Here is a 19536-nt window from a genome sequence, read left to right as displayed (position 1 = left end):
TTGCACATCCATTGAGCAGATTCTGCTCTGTGCCACTCGCAGGGGCACTCATAGACTCGGTTCCACTACCACTGGTACTTGGAGACCTAGCCCCACGCTGTCCGCAATACGAACCATCGAGCATTACCGAGTTATCGGGGCACCTGCTTTCTGCAAGGTCACCACCTGCTTTCTGCAAGGTCACGATGGCGGCCACTCGAATGGCCGGCAGTCTAGAACAAAAACAAAACGAGCCCACTGGGCCGAGGAACTGCAAATGAATGAGATAGCCCAAGAGCGCACCGTTGGCTCTGACGAAATAGGACGGCAAGACAAGAAGGTAATTTTTGCCTCTTCTCTTGGAACGATTTTCGAGTGGTACGATTTCTTCCTGTATGGCGCCATGGCCGCCATCATCGGTAAGCACTTCTTTTCCGGCGTTAACGACACCACGGCCTTCATCTTTGCGCTGATGACCTTTGCTGCCGGCTTCCTGGTGAGGCCGTTTGGCGCGCTTGTATTCGGTCGGTTGGGCGACATGATCGGCAGGAAATACACGTTCATGGCAACCATCGTCCTGATGGGCCTATCGACCTTTCTGGTTGGTATTCTGCCGACCTACGCGTCGTGGGGTATCGCCGCTCCGATCATTCTCGTCGTACTGCGTATGCTCCAGGGCTTGGCTCTCGGCGGTGAGTACGGTGGTGCGGCGACTTACGTGGCAGAACATGCGCCTAGAAACAAGCGTGGCATGTTCACTGGATGGATTCAGTCCACTGCAACCTTTGGCCTGCTGCTCTCTCTCCTCGTCATCCTAATCTGCCGCAAAATCACTGGCGATCAGTTCGAAGAGTGGGGTTGGCGTATTCCGTTCCTCCTTTCTCTGATCATGGTTGGCATCTCGGCCTGGATCCGCATGAGCATGCACGAGTCGCCCTCCTTCAAGAAGATGAAGGAAGAAGGCACGACCAGCAGCTCGCCAATCCGTGACTCGTTCGGTTCTTGGGAAAACTTGAAGGTCGTACTGACTGCCCTTTTCGGTATTAACGCCGGTCAAGCAGTCACCTTCTACACCTCGCAGTTCTACGTACTGTTCTTCATGACGCAGTTCTTGAAGATGGATCCGGCACAGTCCAACACACTGCTGATCATCAGTGTCGTGATTGGTGCGCCCTTCTTCGTCATCTTCGGTTCGCTCTCCGACCGAATTGGCCGCAAGCCAATTCTAATGGCAGGCCTGCTGCTCGCTACCCTGCTGTACTTCCCACTGTTCAAAGCTCTGAGCTACTACGGGAACCCACAGATCTCGCAGGCTAGTTCGAGTGCACCTGTAACGGTCACCGCCGACCCTGCATCGTGCAACTTCCAGTTCGATCCTGTCGGCAAAGCCAAATTTGATAGCGCCTGCGACAAGACCAAAACCTACCTGGCCAAGATGGGCATCCCATACGAGTCCGTCGCGGGCCCTGCTGGGAGCGACATCAAGATCGCTGTCGGTAGCACTGTACTGAACGGCTTCGATGCAGAGCTCATCAAGAAGGTAACAATCGAAGCAGGCTACCCAGCAGCCGCTGACCCAGCTCAAGTGAACAAGCCGATGGTGGTCGCCATCATAGTTGCCTTGATCCTCATTGCCTGTATGACCTACGGCCCACTGGCAGCAACAATGGTCGAGCTGTTCCCAACCCGTATCCGTTACACCTCGATGTCCCTGCCCTATCACATCGGTAACGGATGGTTTGGTGGTCTGCTGCCGACCATTTCCTTCGCTTTGGTGGTGTACACCGGCGATATCTACTACGGCCTCTGGTACCCCGTGCTTGTAACGGGCATCAGCCTCGTGATCGGCCTCATGGCTCTGAAAGAGACCAAGAACGTCGACCTCGATGCCGTTGAAACCTCCAAGTAAAAGCTTCGATTTCAAGCCTGTAACCCAAGGAGACACTCATGAATGCTTCACTGAACAAGAACGACACCACAGTGGCTCAGGTCAAGTTGCTGATCAACGGTGAGTGGGTCGATTCCAAAACCACCGAGTGGCTCGACGTGGTTAACCCTGCCTCGCAAGAAGTGCTGGCGAAAGTCCCCCTGGCCACCCAGGAAGAAGTGAAGGCCGCGATCGACTCTGCCGAGCGCGCCTTCCACAGCTGGAAGAAAACGCCACTGGGCGCCCGCATGCGCATTATGCTCAAGCTTCAGGCCCTGATCCGCGAGAATTCGAAGCGCATTGCGGCTGTCCTGAGCGCTGAACAGGGCAAAACCCTGGCCGACGCCGAAGGCGACATCTTCCGTGGCCTGGAAGTGGTGGAACACGCCTGCTCGATCAGCACCCTGCAAATGGGCGAGTTCGCCGAGAACGTTGCCGGTGGCGTTGACACCTATACCCTGCGCCAACCGATCGGTGTATGCGCCGGCATCACCCCGTTCAACTTCCCGGCCATGATCCCACTGTGGATGTTCCCGATGGCTATCGTCACCGGCAACACCTTCGTTCTGAAGCCTTCGGAGCAGGATCCGCTGTCGACCTTGATGCTGGTAGAACTGGGCCTCGAAGCCGGTATTCCTCCAGGTGTACTGAACGTCGTGCACGGCGGTAAAGAAGTCGTTGACGCCCTGTGCACCAACCCTGACGTCAAAGCCATCTCGTTCGTAGGTTCGACCCACGTCGGTACCCATGTCTACAACCTGGGCAGCCAGCACGGCAAACGCGTTCAGTCGATGATGGGCGCTAAAAACCACGCGGTGGTACTGCCTGATGCAAACCGTGAGCACACTCTGAACGCCCTGGTGGGTGCTGGTTTCGGTGCTGCCGGCCAACGTTGCATGGCCACCTCGGTCATCGTACTGGTAGGCGAGGCGCGCAACTGGCTGCCGGACATCAAAGAACTGGCTCTGAAGCTTAAAGTGAACGCCGGCTCCGAGCCTGGCACCGACATCGGCCCAGTAATTTCGAAGCGTGCCAAGCAGCGCATCCTGGATCTGATCGAGAGTGGTGTTCGCCAAGGCGCCAAACTGGAGCTGGATGGTCGTGACATCAAGGTTCCTGGCTACGAAGACGGCAACTTCATCGGCCCTACCCTGTTCTCGGGTGTGACCACCGAGATGGACGTCTACACCCAGGAAATCTTTGGCCCGGTGCTCGTGGTACTGGAAGCTGAGACCTTGGACGACGCCATCGAGCTGGTGAACGCCAACCCGTTTGGTAACGGTGTAGGCCTGTTCACCCAAAGCGGCGCCGCTGCTCGCAAGTTCCAGAGCGAGATCGATGTCGGCCAGGTTGGCATCAACATCCCAATCCCGGTACCGGTTCCTGCGTTCAGCTTCACCGGCTCGCGCGGCTCCAAGCTTGGTGACCTGGGCCCATACGGCAAGCAAGTTGTGCAGTTCTACACCCAGACCAAAACCGTCACCAGCCGCTGGTTCGACGACAAGACCGTGAATGACGGTGTTAACACCACTATCACGCTGAAGTAAAAGCGCAAGGCTGTCCGGAGCAATCCCGGGCAGCCTTCACTATATGGACTCCTTAACTCAGGAGGCACTTAAGGCATCAATAACGAAGCCTAGATAAACTTCCAACCGTTTTTTGCATAGTCTCCCGCATAACCCATAAGCTTCTTCCCTCGCACGAAGTTATCTTTCTCAAAGCATCGCACTGCTAAATTTTGAATTCTAACGATCCGATCAAACAGCGCCACCTTACCAGCCTCAATATTTGTTATTTGATCAAGCAAACAATCCTTGATCATCTTCCTTGCGCGCTCTGGCCTTGGCGCCTCCGCCTTGACAAGATAAATCCATGCATCCACTATTTCAATATTATCAAAATAATCATCGAAGTAAGGATGTATCCATGAATACTCTCCCGAGTTACCAGTCAACGTTGATGCGCTCGAAACTGCTGCATCCCCCATATCCCTTGTTGTCTTCTGAATATTACATGGATGACAGGCCAGCGCCAGATTCACAGCAGAAAACGCCCACTTCTTATACTTAGGCTTAGATTTATCTAGAAAGTGCTCAATATCTTCTGCCGCATTCCTTCTCTCAATCGTTATTTTGCGCCTACAATATATGCACCGACCATCCTGCTGCGCCCTGAGCGAAAGACGCAGAGCCTTCTTAAGCTCATCAAAGGCTGTGCTTTTCCATTCTAATTCTCCTGCATCAAAACGTGCAATTTCTCCCGGGTACTTCTTTAGGATATCGTCATGCAGAGGCTGAAGTCTTGAGGGGCCGAAACTCATGCATACTTCTCCCTCAAAGAATTGATGCGCTTTATCGTGTCATGAAGTGGATCATTCTCATCCAGCTGTATATTATGACTCAACAGATTATCTGCAGCCGCCAAAAACTTTCTAGGCTCACTATGAACATCTGTCAGTGCCGTGAGACAGTCTTGAATGAGTGATGCCACAGTAAGCGAGCGTGGTGAAGTAAGCCCGAATTGCTCCGAGAGAATGGTGTCAGCATTACGACCATAAAGCTCAGACCTCAGCCAAGGCTCAGTTGACGGAAGATCACGTATATAGCTGATATCATTCGGGGCGCTTGAAACAATAAGCGGGGAATGGGTGGCAATCACTACAGTGCACTCATCAGCCTTGTTCCTGATGATACTCACCATATCTTTAATAATCTTTGCCTGCCACTGAGGATGCAAAGAGTTTTCAGGTTCATCAAATAGCACCAGCGTGCGCTCAACCACACAGAAGCATAGAGCCATTGTACTGAGAAGATAGAGTCGCTCACCAGAGCTCAAATCAGAGAGCCCTAATCGCCTATTTTCTTTTTCAAATTGCATATCAATCAGTTGGATTTCACGACCATCCAAAGCCGCCAACAACTCCTCTGCCTTGAATGTTTGCTGCAGAGTATTATCAAACTCTAGAGTGATACCTATAGTTTTTTTATTCTTATAGATCGAATCAGACTGGCTTATTGACTGCCCTGGAGAAAAGACTAGCCTGACTTGCCTACTAAATCCAAGCTCCTCAAGAATTTTACCAGCCATGTCACCTGCAAGCCCATTGCAACCCTCACCCAATATAAAACTTGAGAGTATTCGGAAAGGCGCCTTCTCTGACAAAAAATTGTTATTTACACGATTTCCAAAGTACAGATACTCACATGAATATTCTGAGGTTTCACTTTTCTTAGGGAATCTGTCATACATCGTTCCAGATAAGCATATAATCCTCTGGCAATAATCTTGAACAAACGAGTTATCTGCAAGAAATCTAAGATAGCGAGATTTCCCTAAGCCATTAATCCCAGTAATAATATGAAACTTACCCTTGTTCGGTAACTGATTGTAAATCCTCTTCTTATCTTCAAGCTCTTCTAGTTTGAAGTCGAGGCGCGCCTGCTCTAGCTTATTAAGCTTGGCCTGCTCTAGACGCGCTACTCTATCTTGAACTGCCAGGGCATTTCTTTCCTGCTCAAGTTCCTGAAGGCGCTCTTGTTTCAACGACAAATTGAGCTCGTGTTGAGCTTCATGCAGCCGACCTGTTTCTTCATGGATTTTTTTATCTAACTGCACCACTTTATATTGAATTTTCGTAATAACGTCGGACAGCTCCTCAATCCGTTCGCTCGCCTTTAGGCCTCCGTCAGGTGAACGAGCAGCCACCCGAAGGACTTGAGCATACTCTTGCTCCGCCTCAGCTGATTTGAGCAAAGACTTTTGTCTGTCAAGGTGTAGCTTCGCTATATTTTGCTGAAGAGCAAGCACCGCTAGCTTGTAGCTTTCAATATCCATTCTTCTTCCTGATTGGACTTTTCAATATACAACCCTGCTTTTTTTTCACTGCTATCGACTGGCGCTCCAAGTTAGAGGTCAGCTAAGCAGCATTCTAAGGGGTGGCCAGGTGACATCACATGGTCGCTGTTACGTGCTCCCTTAGCAAGCGATGCACACTTTGATTTGTGTAGTCGTATTCACCCGCAGGTTCTGCTGATCATCCCGCATCAGCCGCATCGCTACTGAGCACAGGAAGTTAACCAATCCCAAAACGAAACGGGCGCCAATCGGCGCCCGTTTCGTTGTTCACAACGACTCAGCTCAACTCAACCGCAGGCTTCGGCCCCTGGTAGGTATCGTGGGGTTTCCAGCTGGTCTCCACGTCCTGGGGAAACTCAGAGAAGTAGTACCGCCCTTCTGTTATCTTGGTAGCGATCACGTGCAGGATCGGCCCTACGATCATCGCGATGAAGGATGCGTAGTACATCGGGTAAGCACCCAGTACCCCGGCAGCACCAATCGCCACTGCGATCAGGAGGCTGAACACGCCACAAGGGTTCCACTTGCACAGGTACTCTTTGCGGAACTCAATGAAGTCGTCAGGGGCAAGCTTCATGACCTTCCGGCAGATGTAGTAGTCAGCCAGGATGATGAACACCCAGGTGTTGGTCAGGATGCCGGTAATGGCGAGGAAGGTGCCGGTGTACTGCAGGATGTTGCACACGTAGAACACGACGCCAAGCACCAATACCAGCAGCATCCACCACTGCCGACCAGGTCGGAAGTTGAAGGTCATGTCCATGGTATTGGAAAGGGCGATCGAGCCCGAATACAGGTTCAGCACGTTAATACGAACCTGGGTGATGATGGTGAAGATAACGCCCGTCAACGCCATGACTGCCGGGAAGACAAAGCCTGGATCTTTGGCCAGCGAGAAGGCATCACCTGACTCCAGGGTTGGGATCAAGGTGTATGCCAGGAAGGCCCCACAGAGCATTACGAACACGATCGGGAGTAGCATGCCAAGCATGATGACCGAGGTGCCCTTGTGCGTGATACCTGGCTTGGCAAAACGCCCGTAGTCAGTGGCCAGCAGCCCCTGGAACACGATCTGACCGTTGGCCATGTTCATGACAGCCCAGAAGGCAGCGGAATTCACCTCCCCCTTCGGCTTCCAGTCATTTGGCATTACGACATCGTAGTTGTGGGTGAGCTGGTAAAGGCAGAAACCAAACAGCACGATGAAAATCGGCACACCCCAGGTCTGCAGGAACTGCATGGAAGACATGCCCTTCCACACAAACCAGATGGTGACAATGCCAATAGCCGCGAAGATACCTATACCCGCCGGCGACGCGACCTCAATGCCCGCGTAATGAGCGATGCCGTGGGAGACGATGGTGCCCTCGAACAGGAAGTAGAAAATGAAGTTGACCGCGTAGATGAGGGAGGTGAAGGCCGACCCCATGTACCCGAAACCCAATCCTCGGGTCATAAGGTTCATCGACAAGCCTTCCTTGCTTGCAAGCTTCATGATGCAGGAGCCGATGACCGTGGCGATGACCGTCATGTAAAGCAACGGCCAGATCATGTTTGGCCAACCCACCTCATAGCCCATGTCGGCGCCAAGGCTGAACCAGAACATGGCTGTTGAGTTACCCAGCAACACCAAGATGATGGCCGGGATAGGCCACCGATAACGTGCTGGTACTCGACCAACCGCATAGTCTTCAACCGCTTCAGCCTCGGTAATATCCTGAGGCCCTTGGAACCACTCTTTGAGCTTGCTCATAAACCACCCTCACACTTTTGTAGTGCTGCCCGGGCAGGCAGCTGTTTTATTGCGGGCAGGGAAGCGCGACGACAGCTAATTAGCTGCCGCCGCATACGTATGTTTTTATTAGGGGTACAACTTCTTACTTAGCGAAACTTGCCTTCGCCGGTGCTCTCGAAGGCCTGAGCCGCGCGGAAAATAGTCGATTCATCGTAGTGACGACCGACCAGCATCAGTCCCACTGGCAAACCTTCAACGCCACCGCAGGGCAAGCTGATCGCCGGGTGATGGGTCATGTCGAACGGGGCCGTGTTCAAAGCCATCGGGTGGGAAGTCTTGAGCTCTTGCTCGACAGTCGTCGCGGCATCAGGAAGAGTCAGCGCGGTCATTGGCGTGGTCGGCATGAGCAGCAGATCAACCTTGTTCAGCAGGTTGTCATACTGGCCACGGAGGATACGCGCTGCGTTGATCCCGTTACCGTAGCCCACGCAACCAATGTGCTTACGGGCGTATTCGGAGATCAGGAAGAACAACTTGATGCTTGGCGGGGCGAGATGGATGCCAGCGCCTTGCTCGTGCACCCACTTCATCAGGTGAACCGGATAGTGATCATTGCGCATGATCCCGAAGCCATTGGTCTTGATGGCGGTTTCAGTCATGCCAGTCCAGCCTACGGTCGTCCAGATATCCAGGCCATGACGATGCATCGGAACAGAGACATCCACTACCGTTGCACCCAGCTTCTCCAGAATGCCAGCCGCCTCACGCACCCGGGCGCCAACACGAGGGTCACTACCTGGCACTTCGAAGGCTTCCTTGAGGATACCGATTCGCAGGCCTTTCACACCCTGACCAAGAGCAGCTTCATAGTCAGACGCCTCAACGCCCTGCTGCCGAGCATCAACACCGTCTGGGCCAGCCAGCACGCTCATCATGAGTGCGCAGTCGGCAACGTTGGCGGTCATCGGGCCAACATGGTCGAAAGATGCATCGAGCGAAGGGATGCCGGTGTACGGCACGAGACCGAAAGTCGGCTTCAGTCCCACAATACCGCTGAAGGAAGCAGGCATGCGGATCGAACCTGCCTGGTCGGCCCCCAAGGCCATGTCAACTTCACCGGAAGCAACCAGCGCAGCCGAGCCAGAAGAAGAACCACCGGCAGAGCGGGATTGATCCCAAGGGTTGCCGATCCGGCCACCAACACTGGTATGGCTGCTACCGGAGAAGCACAGGTACTCGCAATGTGCTTTGCCGGTGATGGTGCCGCCAGCCGCGAGGATCCGTTTCACCACTTCGGCATCGAAGTCAGGCACATAACCATCGAAGATGTTGGAGCCAGCGAGCATCGGCAAACCGGCGACAGGGATGCTGTCCTTTACTGCGATGGTGCGCCCCGCGAGCTTACCGGTTTTGCACTCTTGAACGTTCGAGCGAACATACCAGGCGTTGTTCCTGTTCTCGCCTACAGAGGGGATCATGAATTCGCGTTGGATCTTTGAAGGGGCGACATGATCAGCCAGCAACCCATCGACGATGTTGTAGTTGTGAAGGCTTGTACCAACCACCTCAGCGTATGCAACAGCGTCTTCCGGACTGATCTTCAGACCGAGGTTTGCTGAGATAGCCAGGATGTCCTCCGGTGTTGGAGTCGGGATTCCCAGGCCAATGGGTTTGCTTGCGTTGGGCATTGTTCTACCTTCTCTTGTTAGCTCAAAAAACACTGGATTTTGCGCTTCGTGCACTAAATCCAAGTCCTGATCTAACCTAACCCCCACACGCCAGCTTGGCCTGCCTGTCACTGCCAATCTTCATAGACTAAAACTGACACCTGCCCGCCCCCATTTTTGCGCAGGGAAAGGACACGGTGCCAGACTGCCCGGTCTAGATGCGTTTGACTACGCCACCATATTCGCAATCATGGGTGATAGCACCACCATCAAAACACCACTGAAAATCATCGTGAGACTCGCTACCGCTCCCTCCTCGTGGCCCAGACTTCGAGCAATGCTCAAACCAAAGCCGTGCGCTGCGGTGCCAAGTGGGGCCCCTTTCGCAAGTCGACTGCGCAGCGGTATCAAGGTCAGAATCACCTCGCCGAGGACAATCCCGAACAAGCCGGTGATGACCACGAAGACGCCAGTCAGCTGTGCGGTACCTCCAAGTTTGGCGGTCGCTTCCAAGGCAAAAGGCGTAGATACCGATCGGGAAAGGAGGCTGCGCGTGATCTCCTCATCCAAGCTCAGCGCCTGGGCAGCTAGCAGCGTTACCACTACCGACACCGCGATACTGACCAAGCTACCTGCTACCAAGGCCATCCAGTATTTCCGGACGATCCGACGGTTCTGATAAATCGGTAAAGCGAACGCTACTGTTGCCGGGCCCAGAAGCCAAACCAACCACTGGGTATCCTTAAAGTAGAGCGGATAGCTGGATGACGTTGCCTGTACCAGAGCGATCAGCAGGATCGACGTCGGGATTGCCGGAATCAACCAAATGCGCTGATGCTTCTTGTAGACGGCCTGGTTCCCGTAGAACACAGCAATCGTGACGAACAGGAAAAGCAGAGAAAGCATTGAGTCTTTCATGATCATTTCTGCCCTGCCACAAGCGCGCGAGTCCTTCGAGCTTCAATGAGATTGCTGTAATGACGCTTCCGGATCAGCTGACAAGCCCACTCCACGACAAAAGCGGTGACTACTAGAACGGACAGAAATCCGACGCCGATGGCTACCATGAGCTTCAAGCCCTCGGTCTCGAAGAGATCCGTGTACTGAACCACCGACACCACCAAGGGGATGAAGTAGAGAAGCATGTTGGCAAGAATCAGTTCTGCCCCACCTTCCACCCAGGTTGGCTTGATGACGCCTGTCATTAACAGCACAACCAGAATCCCCAAGCCAAAGATGCCACCCGAAATGGGAAGTCCGAGCACCTTTGCACCACGATCTGCAGCAAACCAAATCACACTCAAAAGCAGCACCTGGGCGACAGCTCTAACCCACCGTCTTGCAGGGTTAGGGTCGATCAAGCGAGATACAGAAGACATCGTTTTATACCTGGGGAGTAGCTGAATTGGTTAAGTGAATGCTACCGATTAGGCATGCAAAGAAAAAATGAATTAAAATTATGAAAATCATGCAATACAGGAATGATCAATGGATATCCGTGCTCTGCGTTACTACGTGGAGGTGGTGAATCAAAAAAGCTTCACCAAGGCCGCAGCCCACCTGCACCTCACCCAGCCCACGGTAAGCAAAATGGTTCAGGTGCTGGAGCAGAACTTTGGCGTCCCCCTCCTGGCACGCGAGGGCAAGCGCTTCACCGTCACTGACGCCGGTGAGATCGTGTACCAACGCGCAAAGGAAATGATGGCGTTGCACGACCGCATGAAGCTTGAGGTGAATGACCTTCAGAAGGTCGAACGGGGCGTTTTGCGGATGGGGCTTTCACCGTCGACTCACTCCATCCTGGCCCCGGTGTTCGGCGCTTATCACTCAGCCTTCCCCAAGATCGAGCTCAAGCTTTTTGAAATCGGCAGCAATGCCACCCTCGGATACCTCCGGGATGGTGTGCTGGAGCTCGGTACGCTGCTGGATTTCTCAGGTGCGAGTGACCTGTGGTCTGAATTCGATTCGCTTCCGCTGTTTGAATCTCCTCTTTGCCTCCTTGCGCCCAAGAACTCACCCTGGCAAGGCCGAACAGCAGTGGATCTCAAAGAACTGTCAGAGAGTGAGTTCATCCTCTACGGGGACTCCTTCGCACTCAACGACCTCGTGACCAATGCCTGTGGTGAAGCAGGTTTCACTCCCAAGGTCAGCGGACGCAGCGGTCAATGGGATTTTATGGCTTCGCTGGTGAGTCTCGGGGTGGGCGTCACCCTGCTCCCCAAAGTCTTCTGCGAGACACTCGACGCAGGCAGCTTCACCGTCGCAGAAATCCAGTCACCTTCGCTTACCTGGAAGATTTCCCTCGCCTGGCGCCGACAAGGCCAGCTTTCGTTTGCCGCCAAAGCATGGCTGGAGCTGGCACGAAAACTCCTGGTCTCGCCAAGCGCACCAATACAGGGTTGGACAGCAGGCACAGAAGCTACCACAGGTACCGAGTGAGGCTTGGTGGCTCTTCCTGACCGCCCCTTTCCGAATCCAGACGCTTCTCGATATTCTGCCAAAGCGCCTCGATCCTCGGGCCAGTCAGAGGATGACTCAGGACACCTTCAACGTCCTGGTCAGGCAGGATCATAGGCTCATCCAAAGTCGCTTTGGGGCTGCACTCCTCCACCTCTCGAGTGCCCAGGATGTGAAGCGTTTCGGCCAACTGAGCATGAGCAATAGTGGCCCGGGGAGAAATGTTCGGAAAAGCTAGTAGCTTGCCCATTAGCTCCCCGCTACCGGCAATCCAGTCGAATGCGTTCTTGATCGCACCTGGCACACCATGGACGTACTCGGGGCTCGCCAAGAGAATCATGTCGGCCCCCAGAAGCATCTCTCGCCATTCGGTCACCACGTGACCAGGTTCGGCTTCATCGTCAGGGTTGAAGATCGGAATTCTTCCTAGATCAGAATAGATCTTGAAGGACACGGTATCTGGGCAGGCCCAAGCCATAGCCCTCAGAAAAAGGCTGTTGGTCGACTGGGATCTCAAGCTACCAGAGATCCCCAGTACCCGATGCTTAGTCATTACTTACTCACTCAATTCTAGGATGCGGAGCACCCAGTAACCTCAGTAGCCACGGCCAGGCTTCAACGTAGTGACCATGGCCATACCAGCACTGACGACTTCATGACAAGGGCGTGCAAAGCCATCTTCCATCCAGTCGATGGCAATACTCGAAAGTGCACGAGCAACCGCCGCTGGCAGCATCCCTCCTGGACAATAGCCATCAGGGTTGATGGTCTCGGCCAGGATGCCTCCCAACGTCGAGCGCCACTTTTTGCAGACTGCATGGGCATCAGCACCGATGTAGACAGCCTCTGCCACGAAAAGCCGCGCTTCGGTGGGATGGGTGAAGAAGAAATCAAAGAAGCGGCGGAGCATCTCTTGTACTTCTTGTTGAGCCCCCACCACCAAATCGGCCTTCACCTCCAGAATCGCGTCGATGATCCGCTTGCTTGTCTCGCGGTGGAGCGCGAGCAAGAGCGCCTCGCTGTCCTGAAAGCTCTCAAAGAAGCACCGCTCAGTAAGGCCAGCTTCAGTGCAGACTGCCTCCACAGTCGCGCCACGAAAGCCCGATCTTGCAAAGACAGAGACGGATGCTGTGAGCAACCTCCTACGACGCTCTAGCCGGCGTTCCTCCGCGCTGCATCCTCCCAACTGGCTCAATCACTTCTCCTAAAGGCCGGTGGGAAAGGTACTATCTGACAATGTTTAATGTCAAATTAAGGCTTCCCCCCCTTATCCAGCCCTAAGGGCCTACCTTAGAGCTGAGGAGAATTCGCTAGCCAATGCCAACCAGGCTCGTGCGGGAGTCGTCAAGAAAGCGCTTTTTCGCCACATGAAGGAGAGTTGCCACCGAAGCTCGGGAGAGGAGAGAAGTGCCACCCTGACAGTCCCAAGTCTGTGCACTGCGTGCGCCACAATCCTTGGGAGGAAAAGAACCCCCTGCCCTGAGGCTGCAAGCGAAATCAGAAAATCAAGCTGGGCGCTGCTGCAACCAACATGAGGCGCAAAACCTTCCTGGACGCACGCCTGCAGAATCCGATCGTTCAGACACAAGCCCGGTTGATGAAGAAGAAACGGATGGTCTGAAAGCTGAGTGAGGCTTAGCGTCGTTGCGGATGCGAGGGAATCAGAATCACACAGGAGAACCTCGACAGGCTCATCACAGAATGGCTGACTATCGAATGAAGCCTTGGCCGAAGAGGAGCCGACACCAATCTCTATCTGCCCCGCTTGAAGTACATCACTCAGACCTCGGCTAGTACCTTCGAGCAGGCGAACAGCTACGCGGGGATACCTGAGCCGGTACTCCGCGAGGAGCTTGCCAAAAAGCGCATCGCAACCTGCCTGAGGAAGGCCAAGGTGGAGTTCACCTTTGCACTGCCCCTCCAACTCATCCAAGTCAGATTGCAGGCCTGCGCGGATCATGAGCATCTGCTCACCACGCCGATATGCCACCTGGCCTGCCGGCGTCAGCAAGACACGGCCTACCGTGCGCTCAAGCAGCGCGTATCCGAGATCTTTTTCAAGCTGAGAAACCTGTTTGCTCACTGCCGACTGAGTCAGCTGGAGCACTTTGGAGGCTTGGGTGAATCCCCCCTGCCGGACGACCTCCATGAAGGTCTTCAAGTGCCTAAACTGCATCGTTGCCTCATGACCAGGCCACATCCCGATGTGTGGCCAGATCAAGTAACACAAAACAAGCTGCACATTTGCTTCACCCCACGAAAAACAAATGTGCAGAAAATGCAGCAGTCGCGATTTAAGCGCCTTCTACGATCAGCAGCTCTGCTTCTGCCTTACCCTCGCGATGAGCTTTTGCTTCCTGGTACTCCGGAGAGTTGTAGCAGGCCAGCGCGTGATCCATCGATTCGAATTCGATCACCACGTTGCGCGCCCGCACCTTGCCTTCCAACCCTTGGAAAGGGCCGCCCCGTGCCAAGATATTTGCACCGTGTTTAGCGAAACATGCGCTCGCCAGCTTTGCGTACACGGAGTAAGGCTCAGCATCTACAACGTCCACATGCGCAATCCAGTAGGCCTTCGGCATTTGATCACCCCTTATAGTTATCGATATTTGCGAAGTACAGTTTCTGGATACTTGAGATATCCAAGAGCTCATTCCCCTCCACCAGACTGCCATGGAGTGCGAAGAGATTGCGGGCTGCGGCCCCCAGCGGCACGGCAGCATTGGAGTCCTGAGCACAGTCGATGGCCAACCCCAAATCCTTGAGCATCAGCTTCACGTGAAAGCCGCCGTGGTAATTGTTGCTAGCAGGCACGCCGGGCATGAGGTTAGGCCAGGGATTCCATTTCTCGACCATGAAATTCCCTCCACTGCTGCCGACCATCACCTCGCTGAGGACTTTGGGTGAAAGACCGTTTTTGGCGCCTAGAGCTAGGGCCTCAGCGGTTCCTGCCATCAGGATGCCTGCCATCAGGTTGTTGCAGATCTTGGCAAGCTGCCCCGAGCCAGGCCCACCAGCATGGATGATCTTTTTACCCATACACTCGAAAACGGGATTCGCTCTAGATAGAACGTCCTCTCGCCCCCCTACCATGAAACACAGGGTGCCTGCTTGAGCTCCCATGATTCCGCCTGAAACTGGCGCATCCAGGAAGGCACCATCCAGTGCTTCTAATGCAGCGGCAACCTTTCTCGAGGTAGATGGATCGATCGTCGAGCAGTCGATGAACAGCTTGCCTTTGACGCCCTGAGCGATGAGCCCGCTTTCTCCCATGTAGACGCTTTCCATCACACTGCTGTTAGGCAGCATGGTGATGACGATCTCGCTGCCCTCAGCAGCATCGACAGCACTGGATACTGCTTGACCGCCTTTAGCCGTGACCGCGTCCATTACTGAAGTGTTCACGTCAAAGCCTTTGACCGAGTGGCCGGCCTTGATGAGGTTCAGCACCATGGGAAGCCCCATGTTTCCTAACCCAATAAATCCGATGGACGACATACACCCTCCCGACTTCTTATTATTGGAGTCCCTGCAGAGCAGAGGCGTTGAATGTTCGGGAATAGGTATATCAGCCCCGCAAAGAGCCTTGAAGACAGGCCGGGCGCACACCTTCTGTGCATTGATGCACAGTGAGGGAAATCCTGATCCGAGGTACAGTGACACCTACCGGCACTAACTTCCGAGGAGATACCTTGAACTGGGATGACCTTCGTTTCTTCCTCGACCTTGCCAGAACCGGCAAGCTCACTGCCTCCGCCAGACGCCTCGGGGTTGAACACACGACGGTCGCCCGCAAAGTCAGGGCACTGGAAAACACACTGGGAGGACAGCTCCTGGTCAGGACACAAGACGGCTACACCCTGACCGAACGAGGCAAGCGAATACTCGAGAGCGCGGAGGACATGGAGCTCGCCTACAGCCATATCACCGCGAGCGTGGACGAGAATGCCGACGTCTCGGGGCTCGTTCGAATTGGCTGCAATGAAGCTTATGGCACACAGATCCTGCCTGGGCACATCGCGCAAATCATGGCGAACTACCCGGCACTGCGAGTGGAAACTCTCGCCCTCCCCCGCGTTATTCCACTTCAACGTAACGAAGCCGACATCGTGATTACCATCGACCGACCTGAGCGAGGGCCGTACATCGCGTCGAAGCTACAAGATTACGAACTGGGCCTATATGCCTCATCCCAGTACCTATCCTCTCGTCCTACCGTGATTTCTCAATCAGATCTTTCTGAGCATGACTTCATCGATTACGTGTCGGAGATGGTGCTTGCCAAGAACGTTCCTAAGCCTGCGGAGTACACCGCCCCAGGTCATATCAAATACCGCAGCACCAGCATTCTGGGGCAGATGAAAGCAGCCGAGTCCCATCTGGGCATCGCCATCCTGCCTACCTTCATCGCAGAGCAATCCACTCTCCTTCGCGTCCTACCGGACGAGATTGTGCTCAAGAAGAGCTACTGGATCACGATGCATTCGTCACTCAGAAAGGTTTCTCGCTTCATCACTGTATTCAACCAACTGCGAGAACTGGCCCGGCAAGGGAAACACAGCGCTCAAACCGATCCTTAGTCACAACCAGTCGCAGGACAAAGCCTCAACCAACTCGTCCACAAAGACTCGTGATTTTGCCGGAACCAGCCGGCCTGGCGGCAGAATCGCATAGATCCCTCCATCACCGGCGCTTCTCCACTCGGGCAATACACGTACAAGCTCTCCCGATTGCATTTCCTTGGCGAATAACCAGGTCGGCCCAAGGATGATTCCTGTGCCTGCGACGGCAGCCATGGAGAGCACCTCACTGCTATCCGACACCAGTGGCCCTTGAGGGCGAATCGCCCTGCGTTCTACATCATTGGTAAGAATCCAATCAGGCCAGCTCGCGTGATTTGAGAAGCCCAAGCAGGCATGATCGCAGAGATCCTCCGGACAGCTGGGCTCTCCATGCTCAGCCAGGTAATCGGGTGAGGCAACGAGGATGCTGCGGTAGGAAGCAATCTTACGGGCCACCAGCGAACTATCGTCCAGGCTACCGATACGTAACGCCACATCAATGCTTTCGCCTACCAGGTCGACGTAGCGATCGGTGAAATACGAATCGATCTTCAGCTTGGGGTATTTCTTCAAGATGGCCGGCAGTAACGGAGCGACAGACTGCTTCCCAAAAGTCACAGGCAACGAAACTCTCAGCGAACCTTGAGGGGTCGACGTGAAATTTCTTGCTTCGTTGGTGGCGTCGTCGAGGCTTCGGAGCAGCTCCGAGACACGAACAAAGTAGGTTTGACCAACCTCTGTCAAAGCAACGTTTCGCGTGTTCCTGGCAAGCAGACGAACCCCCAGGTGCGTCTCCAATTGCCCCACCCGCCGAGAGATCACCGTTGAGTCTTTCCCGAGCGCTTTGCCGGCACCCTTGAAGCTCGAAAACTGGACTACTGCCACGAAAGCCGCAAGCTCATCGATGGAAACGTTGCCAGGAAACTCATGCTGATTTTGCATTTAACACCTGCCAATACTGCCAATTATATAATCATAGCGCATGAATTAACCTATGAGCATCAACACTCGGAGGTTCCTTATGAAAACGTTTTTGAGCATCGGCGCCGGCCCTGGCATGGGCCTGGCTACTGCAGAGCGATTTGGTCGCGAGGGCTATCAAGTGATCCTGGCTGCCCGCACCAAAGAGAAGACTGAGGCACTTGCCGCCCAGCTCGTCGCTAAGGGCATTAAGGCTGTGGCGCAGACGGTAGATGCTACCGATCCTGCTTCGATCCAGAACCTGTTCAAGCAAATGGCTGCCTCTCATGGCCGACTGGATGTGGTGCACTACAACGCAGCAACTCTACGCGCCTCGAACGTTCAGGATCAGCCTGCAAATACTTTCAACGCTGACCTGGCCGTCAACATCGGTGGTGCGCTCACCACTGCTCAGAGCACCCTCTCCGCATTGTCTGGACACGGTGGCTCCCTGCTGCTGACGGGCGGAGGCTTCGGTCTTGCACCAAGCCCTGACTACCTGTCGCTAAGCATCGGCAAAGCCGGTATCCGCGCTCTTGCTCTTGGCCTGTTCGACAGCGCCCGCGCACTTGGCGTGCACGTGGCCACTGTCACCGTAGCTGCCTTCATCGATCCAGGCAGTAAGGAAGCTCAAGATGTAGCGGAGCACTTCTGGGAGCTGCACAGCCAGCCGATCGATGCCTGGAAGGCAGAGGTCATATATCCAACCCCAGCCTGACCTGCAAAGAAAAAGGGCAGGTAATCACCTGCCCTTTTCGATCACTCGTAGTTACAGAAAAACGCAACCTTGTTCCCAGCTGGATCGCGCAGGTATGCAACGTAGAAGTCATCGCTATACTCCTCACGAATGCCCGGCGCCCCGTCGTTGTCCCCTCCAGCAATCAGTCCCGCTGTAAAGCAAACGTCGACTTCCTTGCGGGTTTGAGTCCGGAACGCTGCCATGGTGCCGTTACCAGCGGTTGCTGGCTGACCATCATAGGGCTTGGCAATGTAAACGGCTCCAGGGCCATTCCACTCATCTGGCGTGCCTGGAATGGTGAAAATTGCTTTGCCAGACCAGTCTTTTCGCTCGTAACCAAGCGGGAACAGAATTGCCTCATAGAATTTTGCAGAAACGTCGACATCATTGGCACCTAAAAACAAATAGCTCAGCATTGAGCAATGCCTCCAAATTAACGAACGAAATTATCCCAGTTTTTCATGTAATCGATAAAACGATCACTTAACCCTTGTTCCGTGAGAAAGGAAGTGGTCACAGGAACGTCGGGGGATTTGTAGTTGGTTTCTAATTGGATCATTTTGGGAAAGCGCGGCTCCAGAATCGCTGCCTTGCCCACCATGACAAAGTCAAATCCGGAATTCAGGGCATCATAAAGATCCGAAGCATCTAGGACTTTTCCAGACACTACAAACTTGACGTTGCCACGCGGAATCTCAGTGAAAAGGTCGATGATGCGGCGCCCGGAAAACTCTCCTTCTTGCACCATCTTATTTACGTCCCAAGGAGCAAGATCGAGATAGTCGACTTCCCCTTCCTCAATGACCAATCGAGCCAGCTCGACGATGTCAGCAAGCTCCAGACCATATCGCTCCATTGAGAGTCTAAGGCCGATCTGGAAGTCTCTCCGGCATTCAGCACGGATCCCACTGATGATTTCTCTGATCAAGCGGGTGCGATTTTCGAAGCTGCCGCCGTATTCATCCACTCGACGGTTCAAGGCCGGGGACAAGAATTGGGTAAGGATCCAGCCAAAAGCTGCATGTACCTCAACACCATCAAAGCCGGCAATCTGAGCGCGCTTTGCCGCCCGGATGAAATCATCTCGGAGCTCTTTGACTTCAGAGTTGGACAGAGCCCGAGACTCGTACATCAGATTCTTGGTCGGCCCAACGCGATTCTCGGGATCTGCAAATGCGGCCCGCATGCCACCGTGATGCAACTGGACAGACGAGACCACTCCGCGCTTCTTCAAGGTACAAGCGATCTTGGTCAGACCTTCCAAATGACGATCAGAGTAGATCCCAAGCTGCCCGCTAAAGGCTTTACCATTAGCTTGGACATTGGCAGCACAAGTCATGACGAAGCCATACCCGCTACTGGCAATGATCTCGAACCACTGAAGATCATCATGCGAAGCCGTTCCATCATCATTACTTTGCTGATTAGTCAGAGGGGCTAAAGCAACTCTATTTGATAGCGCTGACCCTCGGGCCAGTTCCAATGGTTGAAACACATCCTTCAAGTTCATAAGCCAAGCCCCCTAGGTAAGCTTTTAAAAATCCATTACACTGTGCCTAAACGAGGAACATTATGTCTATTAGGAACTTTTCGGAAACCTGGTAACCTTTTGGTTACCTAGTAGACCTATTCCCTTGAATTTTCTCGACAAATGC

19 protein-coding genes and 1 pseudogene are annotated in these 19536 nt (G+C 53.9%); 5 read left to right on the top strand and 15 right to left on the bottom strand.

Annotated features, from left to right (window positions below; genetic code table 11):
- Positions 1-256: 256 nt before the first annotated feature.
- Both V7787_RS16610 and V7787_RS16605 read left to right on the top strand, forming a co-directional pair.
- On the top strand, positions 257-1888 hold the full coding sequence (locus tag V7787_RS16610) for an MFS transporter (protein ID WP_179052628.1): 1632 nt from the start codon (positions 257-259) through the stop codon (positions 1886-1888).
- A gap of 38 nt (positions 1889-1926) precedes the next feature.
- Positions 1927-3453 carry a CoA-acylating methylmalonate-semialdehyde dehydrogenase gene (locus V7787_RS16605; protein WP_179052627.1) on the top strand — a complete coding sequence of 509 codons (1527 nt, stop codon included), beginning with the start codon at positions 1927-1929 and terminating at the stop codon, positions 3451-3453.
- A gap of 89 nt (positions 3454-3542) precedes the next feature.
- Here V7787_RS16605 and V7787_RS16600 read toward each other — a convergent pair whose 3' ends face one another.
- The 6 genes from V7787_RS16600 to V7787_RS16575 all read right to left on the bottom strand — a co-directional run bounded on the left by V7787_RS16600 (position 3543) and on the right by V7787_RS16575 (position 10542).
- Entirely contained in the window at positions 3543-4226 is a 684-nt protein-coding gene (locus V7787_RS16600) for a hypothetical protein (RefSeq protein ID WP_336088704.1), read from the bottom strand.
- Entirely contained in the window at positions 4223-5740 is a 1518-nt protein-coding gene (locus V7787_RS16595; protein WP_336088703.1) for an AAA family ATPase, read from the bottom strand. The genes V7787_RS16600 and V7787_RS16595 overlap by 4 nt, the downstream gene beginning before the upstream one ends.
- 298 nt (positions 5741-6038) lie before the next feature.
- Complete coding sequence (locus V7787_RS16590) at positions 6039-7514, bottom strand: purine-cytosine permease family protein (RefSeq protein ID WP_336088702.1); 1476 nt, start codon at positions 7512-7514, stop codon at positions 6039-6041.
- A 128-nt stretch (positions 7515-7642) separates the two neighbouring features.
- Positions 7643-9238: an amidase gene (locus tag V7787_RS16585; protein ID WP_336088701.1), complete on the bottom strand. Its 1596-nt coding sequence runs from the start codon at positions 9236-9238 to the stop codon at positions 7643-7645.
- A 153-nt stretch (positions 9239-9391) separates the two neighbouring features.
- Entirely contained in the window at positions 9392-10081 is a 690-nt protein-coding gene (locus V7787_RS16580) for an LrgB family protein (RefSeq protein WP_179052692.1), read from the bottom strand.
- 2 nt (positions 10082-10083) lie between these two features.
- The gene (locus tag V7787_RS16575; protein ID WP_336088700.1) at positions 10084-10542 is read right to left on the bottom strand and encodes a CidA/LrgA family protein; all 459 of its coding nucleotides are present in this window, start codon (positions 10540-10542) and stop codon (positions 10084-10086) included.
- Between the two features lie 109 nt (positions 10543-10651).
- On the opposite strand from V7787_RS16575, the gene V7787_RS16570 reads away from it, so the two are divergent.
- Positions 10652-11602: a LysR family transcriptional regulator gene (locus V7787_RS16570; RefSeq protein ID WP_336088699.1), complete on the top strand. Its 951-nt coding sequence runs from the start codon at positions 10652-10654 to the stop codon at positions 11600-11602.
- On the opposite strand, the gene V7787_RS16565 is transcribed toward V7787_RS16570, so the two are convergent.
- The 6 genes and pseudogenes from V7787_RS16565 to mmsB form a co-directional block, all read right to left on the bottom strand.
- Complete coding sequence (locus V7787_RS16565) at positions 11583-12173, bottom strand: NAD(P)H-dependent oxidoreductase (RefSeq protein ID WP_336088698.1); 591 nt, start codon at positions 12171-12173, stop codon at positions 11583-11585. The two genes, V7787_RS16570 and V7787_RS16565, sit on opposite strands and share 20 nt — an antisense overlap.
- Before the next feature lie 42 nt (positions 12174-12215).
- The gene (locus V7787_RS16560) at positions 12216-12629 is read right to left on the bottom strand and encodes a hypothetical protein (RefSeq protein WP_336088697.1); all 414 of its coding nucleotides are present in this window, start codon (positions 12627-12629) and stop codon (positions 12216-12218) included.
- A pseudogene (locus V7787_RS53105) lies at positions 12630-12758 on the bottom strand (TetR family transcriptional regulator); the annotation flags it as partial.
- 147 nt (positions 12759-12905) lie between these two features.
- On the bottom strand, positions 12906-13781 hold the full coding sequence (locus V7787_RS16555) for a LysR substrate-binding domain-containing protein (protein WP_336088696.1): 876 nt from the start codon (positions 13779-13781) through the stop codon (positions 12906-12908).
- A 133-nt stretch (positions 13782-13914) separates the two neighbouring features.
- Positions 13915-14202 carry a DUF1330 domain-containing protein gene (locus tag V7787_RS16550; protein WP_179052616.1) on the bottom strand — a complete coding sequence of 96 codons (288 nt, stop codon included), beginning with the start codon at positions 14200-14202 and terminating at the stop codon, positions 13915-13917.
- Between the two features lie 4 nt (positions 14203-14206).
- On the bottom strand, positions 14207-15118 hold the full coding sequence (mmsB, locus tag V7787_RS16545; protein WP_336088695.1) for a 3-hydroxyisobutyrate dehydrogenase: 912 nt from the start codon (positions 15116-15118) through the stop codon (positions 14207-14209).
- 194 nt (positions 15119-15312) lie between these two features.
- Between mmsB and V7787_RS16540 the strand changes: the two genes are divergently transcribed.
- Complete coding sequence (locus V7787_RS16540) at positions 15313-16200, top strand: LysR family transcriptional regulator (protein ID WP_179052614.1); 888 nt, start codon at positions 15313-15315, stop codon at positions 16198-16200.
- Here V7787_RS16540 and V7787_RS16535 read toward each other — a convergent pair whose 3' ends face one another.
- A complete protein-coding gene (locus tag V7787_RS16535; protein ID WP_336088694.1) occupies positions 16201-17124 on the bottom strand; it encodes a LysR family transcriptional regulator in 924 nt (307 codons plus the stop codon).
- Positions 17125-17203: 79 nt separating this feature from the next.
- On the opposite strand from V7787_RS16535, the gene V7787_RS16530 reads away from it, so the two are divergent.
- Entirely contained in the window at positions 17204-17860 is a 657-nt protein-coding gene (locus tag V7787_RS16530; protein WP_336088693.1) for an SDR family oxidoreductase, read from the top strand.
- Positions 17861-17901: 41 nt separating this feature from the next.
- Here the strand turns inward: V7787_RS16530 and V7787_RS16525 are convergent, their stop codons facing one another.
- Both V7787_RS16525 and V7787_RS16520 read right to left on the bottom strand, forming a co-directional pair.
- Positions 17902-18297: a VOC family protein gene (locus V7787_RS16525; RefSeq protein ID WP_336088692.1), complete on the bottom strand. Its 396-nt coding sequence runs from the start codon at positions 18295-18297 to the stop codon at positions 17902-17904.
- Between the two features lie 17 nt (positions 18298-18314).
- The gene (locus V7787_RS16520) at positions 18315-19391 is read right to left on the bottom strand and encodes an NADH:flavin oxidoreductase (RefSeq protein WP_336088691.1); all 1077 of its coding nucleotides are present in this window, start codon (positions 19389-19391) and stop codon (positions 18315-18317) included.
- Positions 19392-19536: the final 145 nt, after the last annotated feature.

Source organism: Pseudomonas sp. CGJS7 (assembly GCF_036961695.1).
This window is presented reverse-complemented; position numbering and strand designations above follow the sequence as displayed.

Excerpts from the sequence above, each read along its gene's own strand:
- V7787_RS16610 (WP_179052628.1), top strand. The coding sequence starts at position 257 with ATGAATGAGATAGCCCAAGAGCGCACCGTTGGCTCTGACGAAATAGGA.
- V7787_RS16605 (WP_179052627.1), top strand. The coding sequence starts at position 1,927 with ATGAATGCTTCACTGAACAAGAACGACACCACAGTGGCTCAGGTCAAG.
- V7787_RS16600 (WP_336088704.1), bottom strand. The coding sequence starts at position 4,226 with ATGAGTTTCGGCCCCTCAAGACTTCAGCCTCTGCATGACGATATCCTA.
- V7787_RS16595 (WP_336088703.1), bottom strand. The coding sequence starts at position 5,740 with ATGGATATTGAAAGCTACAAGCTAGCGGTGCTTGCTCTTCAGCAAAAT.
- V7787_RS16590 (WP_336088702.1), bottom strand. The coding sequence starts at position 7,514 with ATGAGCAAGCTCAAAGAGTGGTTCCAAGGGCCTCAGGATATTACCGAG.
- V7787_RS16580 (WP_179052692.1), bottom strand. The coding sequence starts at position 10,081 with ATGAAAGACTCAATGCTTTCTCTGCTTTTCCTGTTCGTCACGATTGCT.
- V7787_RS16575 (WP_336088700.1), bottom strand. The coding sequence starts at position 10,542 with ATGTCTTCTGTATCTCGCTTGATCGACCCTAACCCTGCAAGACGGTGG.
- V7787_RS16570 (WP_336088699.1), top strand. The coding sequence starts at position 10,652 with ATGGATATCCGTGCTCTGCGTTACTACGTGGAGGTGGTGAATCAAAAA.
- V7787_RS16565 (WP_336088698.1), bottom strand. The coding sequence starts at position 12,173 with ATGACTAAGCATCGGGTACTGGGGATCTCTGGTAGCTTGAGATCCCAG.
- V7787_RS16550 (WP_179052616.1), bottom strand. The coding sequence starts at position 14,202 with ATGCCGAAGGCCTACTGGATTGCGCATGTGGACGTTGTAGATGCTGAG.
- mmsB (WP_336088695.1), bottom strand. The coding sequence starts at position 15,118 with ATGTCGTCCATCGGATTTATTGGGTTAGGAAACATGGGGCTTCCCATG.
- V7787_RS16535 (WP_336088694.1), bottom strand. The coding sequence starts at position 17,124 with ATGCAAAATCAGCATGAGTTTCCTGGCAACGTTTCCATCGATGAGCTT.
- V7787_RS16530 (WP_336088693.1), top strand. The coding sequence starts at position 17,204 with ATGAAAACGTTTTTGAGCATCGGCGCCGGCCCTGGCATGGGCCTGGCT.
- V7787_RS16525 (WP_336088692.1), bottom strand. The coding sequence starts at position 18,297 with ATGCTGAGCTATTTGTTTTTAGGTGCCAATGATGTCGACGTTTCTGCA.
- V7787_RS16520 (WP_336088691.1), bottom strand. The coding sequence starts at position 19,391 with ATGAACTTGAAGGATGTGTTTCAACCATTGGAACTGGCCCGAGGGTCA.